16 protein-coding genes are annotated in these 18,644 nt (G+C 41.7%); 6 read left to right on the forward strand and 10 right to left on the reverse strand.

Annotation, left to right across the window (positions count from 1 at the left end; all coding sequences use genetic code 11):
* The first annotated feature begins 47 nt into the window (after nt 1-47).
* The 6 genes from H8B19_RS00520 (at nt 48) to H8B19_RS00545 (ending at nt 9,787) form a co-directional block, all read left to right on the forward strand.
* Nucleotides 48-449: an H-NS histone family protein gene (locus H8B19_RS00520; RefSeq protein ID WP_186504826.1), complete on the forward strand. Its 402-nt coding sequence runs from the start codon at nt 48-50 to the stop codon at nt 447-449.
* A gap of 120 nt (nt 450-569) precedes the next feature.
* Complete coding sequence (locus tag H8B19_RS00525; RefSeq protein WP_186504827.1) at nt 570-3,137, forward strand: sensor histidine kinase; 2,568 nt, start codon at nt 570-572, stop codon at nt 3,135-3,137.
* Nucleotides 3,138-3,332: 195 nt separating this feature from the next.
* Complete coding sequence (locus tag H8B19_RS00530) at nt 3,333-5,786, forward strand: EAL domain-containing protein (protein ID WP_186504828.1); 2,454 nt, start codon at nt 3,333-3,335, stop codon at nt 5,784-5,786.
* Between the two features lie 131 nt (nt 5,787-5,917).
* On the forward strand, nt 5,918-6,841 hold the full coding sequence (locus H8B19_RS00535) for an AAA family ATPase (RefSeq protein WP_186504829.1): 924 nt from the start codon (nt 5,918-5,920) through the stop codon (nt 6,839-6,841).
* Nucleotides 6,842-6,846: 5 nt separating this feature from the next.
* The gene (locus H8B19_RS00540) at nt 6,847-7,812 is read left to right on the forward strand and encodes a DUF58 domain-containing protein (RefSeq protein ID WP_186504830.1); all 966 of its coding nucleotides are present in this window, start codon (nt 6,847-6,849) and stop codon (nt 7,810-7,812) included.
* Nucleotides 7,802-9,787: a transglutaminase TgpA family protein gene (locus H8B19_RS00545; protein ID WP_186504831.1), complete on the forward strand. Its 1,986-nt coding sequence runs from the start codon at nt 7,802-7,804 to the stop codon at nt 9,785-9,787. The genes H8B19_RS00540 and H8B19_RS00545 overlap by 11 nt, the downstream gene beginning before the upstream one ends.
* Before the next feature lie 65 nt (nt 9,788-9,852).
* On the opposite strand, the gene rlmM is transcribed toward H8B19_RS00545, so the two are convergent.
* The 10 genes from rlmM to prfA all read right to left on the reverse strand — a co-directional run bounded on the left by rlmM (nt 9,853) and on the right by prfA (nt 18,642).
* Nucleotides 9,853-10,920, reverse strand: coding sequence for a 23S rRNA (cytidine(2498)-2'-O)-methyltransferase RlmM (rlmM, locus tag H8B19_RS00550; RefSeq protein WP_186504832.1), 1,068 nt, complete (start codon nt 10,918-10,920; stop codon nt 9,853-9,855).
* A complete protein-coding gene (locus H8B19_RS00555) occupies nt 10,921-11,298 on the reverse strand; it encodes a DUF423 domain-containing protein (protein WP_186504833.1) in 378 nt (125 codons plus the stop codon). It lies immediately after the preceding gene.
* Entirely contained in the window at nt 11,295-11,897 is a 603-nt protein-coding gene (locus tag H8B19_RS00560; RefSeq protein ID WP_186504834.1) for an alpha/beta family hydrolase, read from the reverse strand. Before H8B19_RS00560 ends, H8B19_RS00555 begins: the two co-directional genes overlap by 4 nt.
* Entirely contained in the window at nt 11,884-12,792 is a 909-nt protein-coding gene (locus H8B19_RS00565) for a transcriptional regulator GcvA (protein ID WP_186504835.1), read from the reverse strand. Before H8B19_RS00565 ends, H8B19_RS00560 begins: the two co-directional genes overlap by 14 nt.
* Entirely contained in the window at nt 12,792-13,646 is an 855-nt protein-coding gene (gene kdsA, locus H8B19_RS00570) for a 3-deoxy-8-phosphooctulonate synthase (RefSeq protein WP_186504836.1), read from the reverse strand. Before kdsA ends, H8B19_RS00565 begins: the two co-directional genes overlap by 1 nt.
* Nucleotides 13,647-13,774: 128 nt before the next feature.
* Complete coding sequence (locus H8B19_RS00575; RefSeq protein WP_186504837.1) at nt 13,775-14,581, reverse strand: SirB1 family protein; 807 nt, start codon at nt 14,579-14,581, stop codon at nt 13,775-13,777.
* A gap of 3 nt (nt 14,582-14,584) precedes the next feature.
* Complete coding sequence (locus H8B19_RS00580) at nt 14,585-14,962, reverse strand: SirB2 family protein (protein WP_186504838.1); 378 nt, start codon at nt 14,960-14,962, stop codon at nt 14,585-14,587.
* Nucleotides 14,963-15,084: 122 nt separating this feature from the next.
* Nucleotides 15,085-16,647, reverse strand: coding sequence for a DUF3369 domain-containing protein (locus tag H8B19_RS00585; protein WP_186504839.1), 1,563 nt, complete (start codon nt 16,645-16,647; stop codon nt 15,085-15,087).
* 62 nt (nt 16,648-16,709) lie between these two features.
* Entirely contained in the window at nt 16,710-17,564 is an 855-nt protein-coding gene (gene prmC / locus H8B19_RS00590) for a peptide chain release factor N(5)-glutamine methyltransferase (RefSeq protein ID WP_186504840.1), read from the reverse strand.
* Entirely contained in the window at nt 17,557-18,642 is a 1,086-nt protein-coding gene (gene prfA, locus H8B19_RS00595) for a peptide chain release factor 1 (protein ID WP_186504841.1), read from the reverse strand. The genes prmC and prfA overlap by 8 nt, the downstream gene beginning before the upstream one ends.
* Between the last annotated feature and the right edge of the window lie 2 nt (nt 18,643-18,644).

An 18,644-nucleotide genomic window follows, 5' to 3' on the forward strand; every position in this document is an offset into this window, starting at 1 on the left:
CTATTATTGAGTCCTGCTTAAAACTTTCTTTTACAGGACTACGATTAATGAGTGAATTTTTAGCAACATTAACCCACGGAAGAAAATTACAAGGAGCAGTGAAGGAACTACCTCTGGATGAGTTAAAACTGGTAGCAGAAAAGCTACAAAACATTATAGAAAAAAGACAACAGAAAGAAGCTGAATTACAACAATTGCAGCAACAGAAAAAACAAAAAATCGAAGAGTTACGTCAACAAATTGAAGATGCGGGTCTCGATTTATCAGACTTTGAAGCATTAAATGGTAAAACCAGCAAACCAGCAAAACCTCAGAAAAAGCGTCCGGTAAAATATCGCATTAAAGGTGATGATGGCCAAATAACAGAATGGACCGGTATAGGAAGAATGCCTGTTGTATTTACCAAAGCCTTAAAAGCAGGTAAATCTCTGGAAGATTTCAGTATTTAACGCCTTACTGCATAGCTAAGCCATTAATTTTTTTAACAATTAATGGCTTAATTTTTTATACAGCAGCAAAATCCTTCCTATACTTAACAGCACGCTGTTCAATAAAGGAAGTTGAATTTCATGAGTATATCGGGAGTACAGGGCATACAACGCGGGTTTGTGCGTAGTTTTGTTCAGTTAGTCCTGCCCTCACTGGTTGTCCTTGCGTTAGCTATTAGTATTTTTTATCGCAATGAAGTTGAATCATTAAAACAAATCATTTCTATTGATGAATCTCACACAGTCAAACTGGCAACTAAAAGTATTAACCTCGAGTTAAGTGGTGTCCTTAGTGATTTACAATATTTAAAAAACCAGCCTTTATTCCGCCAGTATATTAATAATCCACACTCCAATCGAAAAAGTCTGCAACAGGACTGGCTAACATTTAGTACACATAGAAAAATATATGATCAAATTCGTTTTATAGACAAAGACGGTAATGAAGCAATAAGAGTCAATAATGATAATAATATTGCCGTGGTGGTTGCGGATGAACAATTACAATACAAAGGTCATCGCCATTATGTATCCGATACATTGGTGTTGAATAATGACGATATATACGTTTCTGATTTAACATTAAATATTGAGCAGCAAGAAATTGAAATTCCCTACTCACCGGTAATAAGAGTTTCCACACCAATATTTAACAACAATAACCAGTTACAGGGCTTATTAATTTTAAATTATCAGGCACACACCTTACTCGATAAGTTACGTAAGCTGACAGTAAACGGTCAAAGTGAATTCTGGTTACTTAATCATGATGGATATTGGTTATTAAGTGACGATCAATTAATGGAGTGGGGATTTTTACACAACCAGACCACAGTAAGTAATTTCGCTACTATCTACCCTACCGTTTGGCAAAAGATGTTATTTGGCCCGCCAACCGGACAAATTCAGGGACCTGCCTATACTTTCACCTACCAAAGAATTGACGGTGAATCTTCCCCCTTAGGCAAACATGCCGAAACCTGGATTCTAATTTCGGCTCTTCCTCAAAAAACCTGGTCACGATTAACTGCAGAAAAACTTAACAATAATTTGTTTAGTTTTATTTTATACGCACTTATTTTAAGTTTAATTGCACTTATTATTGCCAGTAAAAATATGGCTAACCGTCGTATTCAATTAAATTTACGTCGAAGTGAAGCCAAGTTCAGAGGATTACTTGACGCAGCACCAGACGCCATAATTATAGTAAATCAAAAAGGCCGGATTATTTTAAGTAGCTCCCATGCACAAAAAACGCTGGGGTATTCCAAAGAAGAGTTAAACAACCTGCCTGTTGAACATCTATTACCACTGCGATTACGTAAACAGCATATCAAACATCGTAAAAGCTACACATCCCGACCTGTTGTCAGAGAAATGGGCGGCCAACTGGAGTTATTTGCTGTACATAAAAATGGCAGAGAAATTCCTGTTGAAATCAGCTTGAGTCCGATTCAGGTTGAACAGGAGTTACTGACCATTAGTATTTTACGTGATGTAACCAACCGAAAAAAAATCGAAAGACAAAAGCTGGATGCGGAAAAACGCTTTCACTCGTTGGTGGACAACTTACCCATTGGGGTGTTCCGCTGTCGTTTTTTTGATTCAAGTTTTACTGAAGTTAACCCCTCAGTGATTCAGATCCTTGCTGCCGGCAATAATACCCAATTACTCGGACAGCCCTTTGCTAACCGGTTTAAATCATCATCAGACTGGCGCCGTCTGGAACAAGCTCTGCACGACGAACACAAAATAACAGCCATGGAAGTAGAATTATGTGGTTTGGATAACCAATATTTTGCAGCCAGTATCAGTGCTGCGGTTAAAACAGATAGTGAAGGTATCAAATTCATCGATGGCACTATCGAAAATATCAGTATACGTAAACAAAAAGACCAAAAAATTAAAGAGCTAAATAAGCGACTACATAGCTATACACAAGAACTTGAAGCTGCAAATAATGAGCTGGAGGCCTTTAGTTACTCAGTATCACACGATTTACGCGCACCACTAAGGGCTATGGATGGTTTTAGTCAGACGTTACTCGAACAATATCAGTCCCGGCTGGATGATAAAGGGATAGACAGACTCAAACGCATCCGTTCAGCTGCCGGCCGCATGGCCGAGCTTGTTGAGTCTTTGATCGATTTGGCCAAAGTATCACGTGCCACTATAAATCGACAAAAGGTGAACATATCGTCGACTGCGACAGACGTTGTTAATGAGTTACGAATGCAGTTTCCAGGCAAACAACAGGTGTCGGTGCAAGAAAACCTGATATGTCAGACAGATCCGGCACTTATCAGAATAGTTCTAAATAATCTGTTAGGAAACGCCTGGAAGTTTTCGGCCAAACAGCCTCAACCCGTTATTGCTTTTGGTCTATCCCACTACATAGATAACACTGCTGTTTATTTTGTCAGGGACAATGGTGTCGGTTTTGATATGGATTACGCAGAGCGTTTATTTCAGCCATTTCAGCGTTTACATACCGTCAAAGACTACCCCGGAACCGGAATTGGGCTGGCGACAGTTCACCGTATAATTCGCAAACATGGGGGGAAAATATGGGCACAAAGCCAGATTAATCAGGGAAGCACATTTTATTTTACACTTTCACAGAATAATCATATGTCGTCTGACAAATAACAACTGGATGCAATCAAAAAAATGCCAGTAAACAAGAAAAGCACGCAAATGCTTCCTATACTGTTGAAATTGTAACACTAGTTGGTAGGTGTCTAACTTAAAAAGCCATGAATTCAATGTTATCAGAAGCACTGATTACCAAGATGGTAAGCGAGCAACATCTGATTGATACGCGTTTTGCAAGGAGTTAAACGAATGAAGTCCGGCCAGGAAAAAGTCGATAAACATATCAAAGCACTGATTATTGAAGATATGGAAGATGATGCGATTATTTTAATCGACTATCTTGAACGCTTTGACTATTCGCTGAACTGGGTGCGCGTAGACACCCCGGAACAACTCAAAACCAAATTACATGAAGACTGGGATATTATTTTCTCAGATTTCACCATGCCCGCATTTTCGGGTCTGGATGCGTTAAAAATTGTGCGCCAGTGTACCCGCGAAATTCCTTTTATATTTGTGTCGGGTTCCATGGGTGAAGATCACGCCGTTGACGCAATCAGGAATGGGGCTCAGGATTTTATTATTAAAGGCCAGTTTAGACGGTTACTGCCTTCGTTAGAACGTGAACTGCAGGAACGCGAACGGACTCAAAAGCACCGTTTATCTGAAGAAATGGTTCAAAAGTTAACTGCTGCCATCGAACAAACCACTGATAGTGTCATTATCACAGATGCAGATTTTGTAGTGGAATATGTAAACCACGCATTTGAAGCCCACAACAAAAGTCACAATTCAAACTTAATTGGTCAGTGTTTTTTTAACTGGTATGAAAAACACAGCGAAGACAATATCAGTGATGTAAAAAAATTGCTGCAGCAAGGATATACCTATCAAGGCTACCTAAAACGCACCGACCAAGATGGAAGTCAAAGCACAGAAGAGCTGGTGATTTCCCCATTGAAAAACAGTAAAGGCCAGCCAGACCATTTTGTTTGTACCAGCCGCGATATAACCGCGCGCTTGCGGTCGGAAGAGTCGACCAGGCGGTTATCCTCTATTTTAGAGGCCTCACCCGATATTGTTGTTACCATGTCTCCACAATGTGAATTTGATTACATAAATGCAGCTGCCAAACATATTCTAACCGACGATGAAGGAATCAGGCTTAATCATCTGGTTGATTTATTTTCTCCGACAAATGCCCATTCAATGGTCGCCAGCATGCAATCGGTTGTGGAAGAGTTTGGTGTCTGGACAGGTGAAACCCAGATTATCACCGCAAATAAAGAAAGCCTGCCCGTTTCGGCTGTAATGTTGTCTCATACCAATAATAATGGCGAGATTCAGTATTATTCGTTAATCGCTCGAGATATAAGCGAACGTAAATATTTTGAAAATGAACTTCAGCATCACAGTACTCACGACGCTTTGACCGGCTTACCTAATCGTTTCTTTTTATTAAGTAACGCTAAAATGATGCTGGATAAAAATAATCACTTTAATAAATATGGCGCGGTATTTTCCCTTAATATTGACAACTTCAGGCGCATTAACGACAGTTTAGGCCACGCTGAAGGGGATCATTTACTGATTCAGATTGCCAACAGACTGTCTGCTCAACTTAAACCCAGTGACCTTATTTCACGCCAGAGTGGTGACGAATTTACCATTTTACTGAGTGATCTGAACAAACCAGAAGAAGCACACAAGGTCGTTAAACGCTTAAAAGATGCATTCAAACAACCATTAAACACACTTGAACATGAATTTTTTATCACTTTCCGGGTTGGAATAGCCATTTATCCCAATGACAGCAAAGACATAGAAGATTTACTTGTCTGTGCAGATACCGCGCTACATCAAACAAAATCGCTCGGTGTAGGCCATTATTGTTTTTATGAAACCAATATGAATGCGCGTAGCCATGAAATATTAAAACTTGAAGCAGACTTGCAACGCGCATTGGATAACGATGAATTTTTACTTTATTACCAACCCCAAATAGATTTACATAGCCAACAAATCGTTGGCGTGGAAGCGTTAATCCGCTGGCAACATCCACACTTTGGTCTGGTATCACCCGCAGACTTTGTTGAACTACTTGAATCGTCCGGATTAATTGTACCCGTGGGCGAATGGGTGGTGCGTCAGGCCTGTACGCTTCATCAGCAATTTCGTAGCATGGGATACGACCATGTTCGTATGTCAGTCAATGTTTCAACCGTGCAATTTGCTGAAAAAGACTTTCTGGTCCGGGTTCAACGTGCGTTACAGGAGTTGCAAATGCCAGCGCATATGCTCGAGCTGGAAATAACAGAGAACCTGATGATGAAAAACCCCAAAAAGACCACTACCATCTTAAACGCATTGCGCGCCATGGGGGTACGTTCTGCCATAGATGATTTTGGCACGGGTTATTCATCTATGTCTTACCTTAAATTATTTCCGGTAGATACGCTTAAAATAGACAGGGCATTTATTCGCGACATCACCAGCGACAGCCGTGATGAAGCGATTGTTGAAGCCAGTGTGTCGCTGGCTCAAAAAATGGGGCTACAAACGGTTGCAGAAGGCGTGGAGACCCAACAACAACTGAACAGCTTACAAAAACTCGGTTGTAGCCATGTTCAGGGATTTTTCTTTAGCAAACCCGTTGATGAGACTACTATTAAAAATTTACTTAAACGCGGCATACATTATTAGTGTCAAGGACAATGGTTTGGGTTTAGATAGTCAAATTAATACCTATGATTATCTGCCAACGTTTAAGCTTGAGGTTGTGCAAGGTAGAGTCGGGTTATCGTAAATAAAGGAATCTTGTTACCGGAGAAATTGTGTCTTTTTCTGCACTTATAGATCAATCACTGGAAAATATCGATTCATTAATTATTGGCAAACGACATCAAATAAAACTGGCGTTAACCTGTTTGCTGGCCGGTGGACACTTATTGATAGAAGACTTACCTGGCATGGGAAAAACCACCTTATCCCATGCGCTGGCTGAAGTACTGGGTCTTAAATTTTCCAGGGTTCAGTTTACCTCAGATTTACTTCCGGCTGACTTACTTGGGGTAAATATATTTGAGCCCCAAAAACAACGTTTTCAATTTCATCAGGGGCCACTGTTTAACAATCTGGTACTTGCTGACGAAATAAATCGAGCCAGCCCCAAAACCCAAAGTGCGTTGCTGGAGGCTATGGAAGAGCACCAGGTTAGTGTTGATGGAACAACGCATCAACTCCCCTCGCCCTTTTTTGTAATTGCCACCCAAAATCCGGTAAATCAATCAGGCACCTATCCGCTGCCCGAATCACAACTTGACCGGTTTTTAATGAAAATAGAACTGGGATATCCGGACGAGGCTTCTGAAAGAGCAATGCTGAAGGAACAAATAAACGGAGAAAAGCCAGCACTCGATTGTATTATTACACCTGAAAAATTGAATCAGGCACAACAGGCTACCGCTAATTTACATGCCAGCGACGCGATTATCAGTTATGTATTAAAGTTGGTGCAACAAAGTCGTCAGTCTGCTGATTTTCCTCACCCTTTGTCTCCCAGAGCGTCTAAAGCTATTTTAAAATGCAGTAAAAGCTGGGCTTATATCGCTGGCCGTGACCATGTCATCCCGGAAGATGTTCAGGCTGTATTAGGTGCTGTCGCTGAACACCGTTTACGCCACAATCAGCTACTAAGTCAGCAAACCACTCCTTATAGCCAGTTATTGCTTGAACGTGTCGATCCTGTCTCGGATTAATCGCATTGAAAATATTCAAAAATGGGCGTTTTTTTAGCAACCACTGGCTAAATAAACGAATTCCCAGACAGGACGAAATCACCTTATCTCACCGCCATATATTTATTCTGCCTAGTCGCTTTGGCGCCAGCTACGTTGGGTTGTGTATTTTATTGTTTGTGATGGCAACCAACTTTCAAAATAACCTGATGCTTTTACTTTGCTATTTTCTGGTAGGTATTTTTCTTCTTAGTTTATTCCGCTGCTATCAGAACTTTGTTGGTTTAACACTACGCATACAATCTGCCTCCCCTGTTTTTGTGGGAGAAACTGTCACCATCCCATTGCTGATAAAGGCGGAATCAACGCTGGGACAAATCAAAATGAGTATAAACAACCAAACAGCTGTTTTTGTTAATGCTGGTAATTCAAATATAACCACAGCAGCAAAAATGTTGGCTACATATCGCGGGCAAACGCAGTGTCCCAGAATAAAAATCGAAAGTTTTTACCCGCTGGGGCTTTTTCACTGCTGGAGTATGATTGCCTCAGATCAACCATTGTTGGTGTATCCAGCACCTGTTAAGTGCCCCATACCTGCTGCAGATGTGACCACACTCAAGCAGGGCGAAACCCAGTCAGCACCCACACAGGACAAAGAGGAGTATTACCAACTGCGCCCACATCAAACAGGAGAACCTTTGCATCATATTGCCTGGAAACAGATGGCTATGGGACGTGGCACGCTTACCAAACAATTTTCCGGCTATAGCAGTCAGAATATCCGGCTCATAGTACCCAATGAATTAACAGGCTTAGCGCTGGAAAAACATTTAAGTGAATTAACCTTCATCATTTTAATATTAAGCCAGCAACAGCAGCCATTTTCCCTGCAACTTGGTGATAAATTTTTCGACGCGGATAACACTGAATGGCATAGCAAGGTTTGCCTAAAAGCACTTGCTACATGGAAACAAAACGATGGCATCTAATCGTCAACAACTGCTATTAACCTGCTGCCTGTTATTATCCTGCATAGCATTATTTGATGTGTTACTTATCTGGGTTAGCGGGTTACTCATAATTAGTGGCATTATTCGCATATCTCTGTTGAGACACACTCAAAAACACACTATTACCCAACGTACACTTAATTTACTGGCGGTGCTAAGTCTGGTCGTGCTGTTCTGGTATGGCTGGCAAATTGGTCTGATGAACAGCATGCTTAATTTATTAGTTCTGGCCTGCGCATTTAAACTGATAAAGCTCGAAAACCACAAAGATTTTCTACAACTGTCATTAAGTACCTTATTTATTATCGCCTGCGGTTTTATGTTCTATCAGCAAATCATTGCCGTAGTATTTTACAGTCTGCTGGTTATTGCTCTGTTATTTGCATTGCAAAGCCACTTTCAACCGAATCGGACATTGCCTGATTTATCAACTGAACTGATTAAACAAATAAGCTTTGCTATTCCCGTTTCGCTGTTACTGTTCATCGCATTACCTCACTTACCCCCACTTTGGCAAATGCCGGGCATGAATCAGGCGCAGTCCGGATTATCTGACACACTCAATCCAGGCGATCTGTCCCGGGTCGCGCAATCAGCTGAACTGGCTTTTAGTGCAGAGTTTCAACAAAAACTACCAACCCGAACTCAGCTATACTGGCGCGCACAGGTGATGGAAGTTTTTAATGGCAAACAATGGTCACGTCATCCCTATCGACTAAGACAACAACAGCAGTTACAGTTTAGTCAACACTATAATCCCAGAGTCTTTGGCGAACATTATCGCTATAGCGTAGTTGCTCAACCAACAGGCATGAACTTGCTCTATGCACTGGATGTTGCCACTCCTGTTTCAGATGATGTTATCGCTAACCCCAGCTATCAATTAACCAGTAAATTTCCGCTTGTAAGTACCATTAGTTATGAAGTTATCAGTTGGTATCAGACACCGTTGGATCAGGCATCCTCATTTGATCTGGTGCTTAATTTACAACTTCCTCCCAATGGAAATCCGCGAGCCCGGGCATTTGCTAAACAACTGGCCGCCAATAACCCAACCGTACAACAAAAAATAAGGGCGGTATTGCAATACTATAAGCAACAGTCATTTGTTTACAGTTTGCAACCTGATGTGATGCCAGACAATATGGTGGACACCTTTTTGTTTGAGAAGAAAAAGGGCTTTTGTGCGCACTATGCAGCTAGTATGGCGTATCTTTTGCGCTTAATGGGGATTCCAGCACGTGTCGTCACCGGCTATATGGGCGGCGAAAATCAATCTGGTAACAGGATTAATGTTTATCAGTTTGACGCACACGCCTGGGTTGAAGCCTGGCATGAAGATAAAGGCTGGGTAAGATATGATCCAACAGCGGTCGTTTCTCCAGAACGATTGTTATACGGCCTTGAACAAGCTGTAGCCTACGAAAACAGCTTTCTGACTGAACAGCCTTTTTCTCTAATGAAATTTAAATCTGTGCGTTGGCTTAATCAGTTACGACTCGCTTTTGCCCAGATGGACTATTGGTGGAACAGTTGGGTGGTAGGCTTTAACCAGCGGCAGCAACTATCTATTATTTCCGCAATATTTGGCTCTGCAACACTAACCAATATTGGTTTATTTACTCTGGGTGCGCTTGGTATTATTTTATTTATAGTTGCCGTATATATTTGGAAAAACAAACCTAAATCAACGTCACCTGTCGCCGTTAAGTATTATTTACACGCACTTAAAATATTGAAAAAACATGGCTACCAACGCCAATACTCGCAGGGACCTGAGGACTATTATCAACAAATAAAAACCAGCAGTCCGTTACCGGTATTCAATGTATTTAAACGCCTGCATAATAATTACATGCATTATCAATATGCAGGAAAGCCCTCCATGTCGCCTAAAAGATTAAAGGCTGAATTGAAGCAACTTAAGCATGTATTAAGAACAAGCCAAAGTTAATCTTTATTAATAATTGCCTAAAAGCGCTGGGGCGTGTTTATCTTCGCAATATGAATTTGTAAGCCCTACAGAGCTCGCAAATGAAGAGTAATTTCTTCCCGATCGTGATAAAGGTGTTTTGCTTTTAATCTGTAGCGAACGGGGTCTTTTCCCTGCAATTCATCATGAATGATCTTTACTGCTTGCTGATAGCTTTCAAAACGGCGCTTCATTGGTAATTTCAGATTAAAAATTGCTTCTTTACAGTCTCCATCGCGTAACCAACGCGCCATTAATCGGGCGACTTTATCCGGTTTTTCAATCATATCGCACACTAACCAGTGTACGTTTTTCTTTTTTGGGCGGAATTTAAAGCCATCTTCTTCAAAATGTTTTACCTGACCACTCTCCATCAGACTTTCAGCCATCGCACCATTATCGACAGCTTGCACAAACAATCCACGTTTAACCAATTGATAGGTCCATCCTCCCGGACAAGCCCCTAAGTCCACCGCATTCATGCCCGATTTAAAGCGTAACTCCTGCTCTTCTTTATCAAGAAAAACATGAATGGCTTCTTCCAGTTTTAACGTTGAACGGCTGGGTGCTTCATTAGGAAATTTCAAACGCATAATGCCTAAAGGCAAGGGTGAATTATTATTACTGAAACTGTATCCAACATAGGCATTGCGACCGTCAACAAAAAACACATGCATGACCGGCACATAAACATTAAGTTTGTCACTTAACTGGCTGGTTTTACGCAGCGCCTGACGTAAAGGCACAGTAAACTTTTTACAAAAACGCGATAGCTCGCGCCCTTCGGTGGTATCAGGGTATTCCACTCTTAATTCACCACAACCAGGAAAGCTCATACTCGCTTCAATAACGGGTCCAATACGATCAGCAGGATCTAAATCCTGCAAATGTTGACTGTAGGCAAAAAACTGACGCGCAAAAACCAGTTCATCAAGCGGTAACTGTTTAATCAGACGAAAGGCATCTTCGGGGTTATAACATTGATACTGCACATAACCACTATTGGCATTTAGTTTTACAAAACCATAAATATCTATCTCAGCGGCTTTTTGCTGAATTTCATTGGCGGTATCATTTTCGAAACCTGCGCGACAATAAAGGATCACCCCTGCCATTTAATTTTCCTGTTTTGCGTTGTATGCAAAGATAAGCAGGCTCAACCAACCGGCCATCAATAATAATCCACCTAAAGGTGTGACCGGCCCCAGAAATGACCATCCACAAAGCAACAACAAATAAATACTGCCGCTAAATGCAAATGTGCCACTTAAAAATAAAACCGCAGCACGTTTTAACCAAATACTCATTTGATGTCGATGTAACAACACCGTAATAAACATGGCGAAGCAATGATAAAACTGAAACCGAACAGCGGTTTGCCAGCTATCCAACTGGCTTGCAGTTAACACACTCTTTAAGGCATGAGCGCCTAATGCGCCGAAAATCGTGGCAGTTAAACCAAGTATCGCTGCCATAACTAAATAGAATCTCATACTAAACCTTGTATAAACTGAGCAATATTATTTGCCGCCTGACGCATATAGTCGTGCTGGGTAAAGCCCGTTCGTTTAGGTGGTTTTAAGCTGTGATCGGCTTCGGCGAAAAATTGTAGTTGGATACTGTTTGACAAAGCATAACGTTCAACCTCATCACGTTTACCAAAGGTGTCCTTCTCGCCCTGTAAAATCAGGCAAGGTTTTTCAAAAGTCGCCAGATGTTGAGTGCGTAGTTTTTCTGGTTTGCCCGGTGGATGAAAAGGGTAGCCCAAACAAAAAACACCTTTAACGGCTATATTATCCGCCACATGTGTTGCCACACGACCTCCCATAGACTTACCACCAATAAACAAGGGTAAGTCACTCGAAAAATGCGCAATTTGTTGATTAAAATACTGTTCGAGTATTGGCATTCTATCTGGTGGACGGCGTTTTCCGGTCTGCTGCATCTGTTGCATATACGGAAAATCAATCGACTCAACTGCGAGTGAATGTTGACGCAATAACGTTGCAATTTGTTGCATAAAGTCACTGTCACTTCCGGCGCCTGCGCCATGAGCCAACAACACTCTTGCCACAGGATTATTCAATACCATAAATATCCTGTTCTTGTTCTACCTGAGACATTAACCAGTCACGAAAATGCACAATTTTTCCCAATTCAGCCTGAGACTGATGACATACAAAATAATAAGCCTGACGACTTTCCATTTTTTCCGCAAAAGGACAAATTAAACGTCCGGAAGTAATTTCAGGGCGGGCTAAAACACTATGACCTAACGCAACTCCCTGTCCTATCGCTGCTGCCTGCAATACCAACATAGAGTGGCTGAATATTGGGCCATGATTTACGTTTACCCCAGACACATCAAAATGTTTAATCCAGTCTTTCCAGCCTTGTCTTGAATGGTCATGCAATAATGTATGATGTTTTAAATCATCCAGACTGTTTAATGGTTTATCACCCTGAAACAAAATCGGTGAACACATGGGGGTAAGGTATTCGGTCTGTAATTTTTCGCAGTACAAACCCGGCCACTTTCCGCGTCCGTAATAAATGGCCACATCCACATCGTCGGTCAAAAAACCTTCGTCGAAATCCACCGCTTTAATGCGCACGTCAATATCAGGATGTACTTTGGCAAAATCATGAATGCGTGGAACCAGCCACTGCGCTGCAAAACTCGGCGGCAAGGATACCGTAATCGTACCTTTAGCACCGCGGGCTAATAAACGCTGGGTTGCATCATGTAACCCATTAAAAATATCTTTAATATCAAGGTAATATCCCTGCCCCTCTTCGGTTAACAACAAATTACGGTTTTTTCGTAAAAACAGTTTTATACCGAGGTGTTCTTCCAACGCTTTAATTTGATGGCTAACCGCAGCCTGGGTAACAAACAGCTCCTCCGCTGCCCGGGTGAAACTTAGATGACGGGCTGCAGACTCGAATGCACGAAGCGAATTAAGCGGAGGAAGACGTTGTGCCATTAGTTATTTGCGCTGGTATCCAATGCCGGAAACGATTTAACTAAATCATCAATGGCTTTCATTTGTTGTAAATAAGGCTCGAGTTTATCCAGAGGTAATGCACAGGGTCCATCACATTTGGCCTGATTTGGATCCGGGTGAGCTTCGATAAATAAACCAGCGATGCCAAGCGCCATACCACTTCTGGCTAATTGCGCGGCTTGTGCACGGCGTCCATCGGCAGAATCACTGCGCCCACCCGGCTTTTGCAGGGCGTGTGTTGCATCAAAGATAACAGGCGCCATATGGGTCATTTCATCAATGGCTAACATATCCACCACCAGATTGTTGTAGCCCATACAGGAACCTCGTTCACATAAAATGATATTGTCATTACCGGCTTCTAAAAATTTAGTCACTATATGACGCATTTCATGTGCAGCTAAGAACTGTGGTTTTTTAACATTGATAATGGCCCCCGTTTTAGCCATGGCGACCACTAAGTCTGTCTGGCGCGCTAAAAAGGCAGGTAACTGGATAACGTCAACCACATCAGCCACAGGTTGCGCTTGCCAGGGTTCATGAACGTCGGTAATAACAGGTACATCAAAGGTTAATTTGATTTCTTCAAAAATCTTTAATCCTTCATCCAATCCAGGCCCGCGGTATGAGTGAACAGATGAACGATTAGCTTTGTCGAAAGATGATTTAAACACATATGGAATGTTTAGACGCGTGGTAACTTCTTTATAATATTCAGCAACTTTCATTGCCAAATCGCGTGACTCCAGCACATTCATGCCACCAAACAGCACAAAAGGCTTATCGTTTGCCACTTCAATGCCAGAAAAACCGACCAATTGTTTGTTGTTCATTCGACCATTACCTGTTGAATATTCGATACAAATTTAGATGTGTGGACTTTAACACAAGTTGCAGAAGTGTTGACTGGCCTAACGCAAAAATTGCCGGTATTAATACAACAAACCGACAATCTGACGCATTAATGAAACACAACCGGCAATGGTTGCAAATGTTTAAGCTGCAGTTTAAGAATTTGTGCCGCAGGATCGGTGGGACACTCTTTGATAAAGTGCCGGTAATCAGCCAATGCCACCTGAAAACAATTCAATTGATGCAACAAAAAACCGCGGTCACGACGTTCATAAGGATCATCTGGGCATAGCGCAATAAGTAAATCACTACATTGGAGGGCTAATGAAAAATGTTGTTCGTCCATTAGCGCAACTTTTAAATTATTGAGTAGCCGCACAATTACCTGCTTTGTGTCGCAAGGTGTGAGCAAATTGTTATCAAATTCGTCTTCATCAACTATGGCAAAATACAGCTTTTCCAAGTCTTCATATGACAACAAATTGCCATTTAGCGGGTCAAGATAAAACTGACGTGTAGCATTTTGCTGCCAGCATAATAAAAAATGACCGGGAAAATTAATACCATGCACGTCAAAACCCAGTCTTCGGGCCAGAAAACTAAATACAATGGCAAGAGAAACGGACATGCCCTGACGTAGCTCAAGCACATGGTTCATTAAACACAATTCTGGTGATGTTTTTGATAACCTTGGCGCGCTAAATAACAACTCTCGGTAAAATAAACTAACAAACGATTTAAACGCGCTTAGATCTGTTTTACCTGATAATTCAATACGGCACTGCTCGACCAGAGAATCCAATAACAGATGATAATGATCAATATCGACGTCTTGTTCCAGTTGCTGACATATAACAAGCGCTGCCCAAAAGGGATCCTCATGCTCCAGCATGTCTAAAATAGAATCTTGCATCATGAATTAGGACAATAAAAATGCTTGCTTGCTAATCGCTAAATTAACAATGAAATAAATACAGGCCATTGCTAAAGCAAATGCGCCCCATTGCCCGGCTCTGGTTTGTGCTTTTTTAAGCGCAAATACACCAAAAACGATATAGGCAATCAGCAGTAAAAATTTCTCGGTCAGCCACCCCGTTGCAAAGGGATATTGAGAAATGACAAAACATAACGCAAAAGCACTGACTAACAATAAAGTGTCAACGATATGAGGTAATATTTTAACGATTTTCTTCTGTAGCAGCGCACTATCCGTAATACGCCAGACAAAACGCACAATAAAAAACACAATGCTGATGACTGCAAAAGTCATATGCAGATGTTTAAACATTAAATACATGAAAATACCCGTGAGTAACAACGACTGTAATTCTTATTATGCGCTCTACTTTAAAGGCATTTAACGTTAAAATCGACAGCTAAATGACTTTAGATAGCTAACCCAATGAAACAGCGATGTATTTAACTTTCTGACTTGTCAGCAAGCTCAACCACAATTTGTTCAATATCGTCTATTTTCTGCATGAAAATATCGATCAGGAAAGGGTCAAACTGCTTGCCGCGTTGTTGCTGCATATAACGCTGTGCTTCTGCATCGCTCCAGGATTCTTTATATACACGCTGGCTGCGTAGCGAATCATATACATCAGCAATCGCTGTAATACGACTAAAAACAGAAATCTCTTCTCCTTTTAATCCACGAGGATACCCCTGGCCATCCCAGTGTTCATGATGGTCCCTCGCTATAAGAGCAGCCGCTTTAATCACCGGACGTTTTGAGTTTTTAAGAATGTTGTAACCTATTTTGGTATGGTTTTTGACCATAGCAGCTTCATCATCACTTAATTTACTTGGCTTGTTAATGATGCTTTGTGGAATTGCAATTTTACCAATATCGTGCAAAGGCACGGCAATACGCAGAGTTTTAACTTCATCTTCACTTAAACCAAAAGATTTACCAAGGATTTCAGAAATCAGGATAACTCTTTTTATATGATTCCCCTGCTGGAAAGTGGCATCATCAATCGCCTGTCCTAAACGTTCAATCACCTCTTTTTGCGTATCTTCAATATCTTTTGTCAGTAATACATTATCAAAGGCAATTTGCACGTTCTGTGCGAAGATATCAATCATGCTGCGATCAAGGTCACTTAAGCGACGAGGCAATCCTGACATATACAGCAATGCGCCGCGCTCAAACTTACTTTTACAGAATGCGACAACGTGGTCATCACCATAAACAATATTTTTACTGCTCAGGGCTTTTCGGCAGCTTTCCAGCCTTGGACCAGAGAGCACCTCAGCTAGTTTTTTTCCTTCATAACGGCTGTATTCACCGCTGCCGGAAAACACCAGATATTCACCGGATTCAATATTGTCGATCGGACTGGGACCTGCCACTGCAGAGGTCATATATACGGCATCTTCTGTACCGCCAAGTAAAGACGATAGCTGCTGCACAATGCCTTCAATAAACTGTTCGAGTGAATGTAAACTAAATAAATTTGCCGAGGATTTAATAATTTTTTCCAGCCCCTGACGACTTTCGTCTATCACAACAATGTCACGGTAAGAGCGCAGGGTGGAAATAATGACAGTAAAGAGCTTTTGTGCTGTGAGTTCTGTTTTAGATTTGTAGTCATTAATATCATAATTGATAATAACATCGCGCTCAGGAGCCTGTCCTGGCTGCCCAGTACGAAGAATGATACGGGTATAGTTATTTTTCAGATCTTCCCGGATATATTTAGCCACTTCCAGTCCTGCATGGTCGCTTTCCATCACCACATCAAGCAGTACAATGGCAATATCACTGTGATCACGAAATGCCTGTTTAGCTTCTTCGCCGGAATAAGCACTGACAAATTCCAGATGGCGTTCCTGAAAGGTAAAATCACTTAAGGCTAAACGTGTTACCGTGTGGATTTCAGGCTCATCATCAACAATCAGAATTTTCCATGTATTCCGTCCGTCAAACTCTTCAACATCATTTGTTTCTTCAGCAAATAGGAAGTCGTCAGACACGTATCACTCCTTAATGTAAAAGAACAGTTTCTGCCCCTTTGTAGAGCATAAGCTTTTATAGATTAAAGCTTATCTCCGGCATACTGCGCAACAGTCACTCTGTCTAAATCTGCCAGATCTTTAATACAATGTATAGTCGAGAATCCTTTTGTTTCCAGTATGTTATTTATTGCATCCGCCTGCTGAAATCCATGTTCGAGCAATAAATAACCATTGTTCAGCAGATAGGAGCGACAAACGTCGCTAATATGACGGATATCACTTAACCCATCCATTCCTGAAGTCAGTGCCGATTTAGGTTCAAATCTTACATCGCCCAGTTCAAGCCAGGGGCTATTTTGTTCAACATAAGGAGGATTGGATACAATTAAGTCAAATTGTTGAATTGGAACCTGACTAAACCAGTCACTTTGAAAAAAACTCACATTTTTAATGCCAGCACTGGCGGCATTAAACTTCGCTAATTCGACAGCTTCAGGTTTAAAATCCACTGCAGATATCAGCCAGCCAGGCTTTTCACTGGCTAAAGCCAGCGCAATAGCGCCTGTACCGGTCCCTAAATCTAGAACTTTTGCTTTATCAGGCAGATTTAATTGCAAGGCCTGTTCAACCAATAATTCAGTTTCAGGACGTGGAATTAAGGTATGCTGATTGACCTTGAGCGACAAGGTCCAGAAATCACGGTAGCCGGTAATATAAGCGACTGGTGTGCCTGTTTTTCGGCTTGCAACAGAAAGCTGGTATTGCTCAATTTGCTCAGGGGCCGGCGTTTTATCCGGCCATGTCATTAAGTAGGTTTGATTGCATTGCAGAGCATGACAAAGTAAGACTCGGGCATCCGTTGCAGGGCAATCCGGACACTCGCTCTCCCCCAGCTCTTTTTTGCCCCAGTCCAGCAATGACTGAATATTATTCATCCGATAATGACGCTAATAGATCAGCCTGATATTCCTGACGAATAGGTTCAAATATCAGATCCAGATCACCTTCAATGACTTCATCTAACTTATACAATGTCAGGTTAATTCTATGATCACTTACGCGACCTTGTGGAAAGTTATAGGTGCGAATGCGCTCTGAACGATCACCACTTCCCACCAGACTTTTACGTGTTGATGCTTCTTCTGCATCGCGCTTATCCTGCTCCATGCGATTTAAACGCGCCTGTAGTACCGACATCGCTTTAGCACGATTTTTGTGCTGTGACCGTTCATCCTGACATTCAACCACTAATCCTGTCGGTAAGTGAGTGATACGAATCGCAGAATCAGTTTTATTTACATGCTGACCACCAGCGCCACTGGCACGGAAGGTATCAATACGTAAGTCCCCGGTATTAATTTCAATGGCTTCCGATTCAGGAATCTCCGGCAACACGGCAACAGTACAGGCCGAGGTATGAATACGCCCCTGAGATTCGGTTTCTGGTACACGCTGCACCCGGTGACCACCGGACTCAAATTTGAGAACACCGTAAGCACCATCCCCTACCACATTCACGATAATTTCTTTGTAACCACCATGTTCACCCAGGTTTGAGCTAACAACTTCCAGTTTCCAGCGTTGGGTTTCAGCATAACGGCTGTACATACGGAATAAATCACCAGCAAAAATCGCGGCTTCATCACCACCTGCCCCTGCACGAATTTCCAGAAAACAGCTGTGATCATCATTAGGATCTTTAGGTAACAATAAAATTTGTAATTCAGATTCCAGGGTTTCAATGCGTTGCTCTGCATCCTGCAGTTCTTCTTTCGCCATTTCACGCATTTCAGCGTCGTCTTCCTGCATCATTTCTCGGGCCGAATCCACATCATCCTGAGCCTGCATATATTGACGGAAACATTTCACGGTAGGCTCTAACTGTGCATACTCTTTTGATAAATTACGAAATTGTTCCTGATCAGCAATAACAGCTGCATCACTTAATAAAGCTTGTACTTCCTCGAATCGTTCTATCAGCGATTCAAGCTTTCGTTTTACAGAATCTTTCATAC

The sequence above is a fragment of the Neptunicella marina genome (assembly GCF_014270035.1).
GTDB lineage: Bacteria > Pseudomonadota > Gammaproteobacteria > Enterobacterales > Alteromonadaceae > Neptunicella > Neptunicella marina.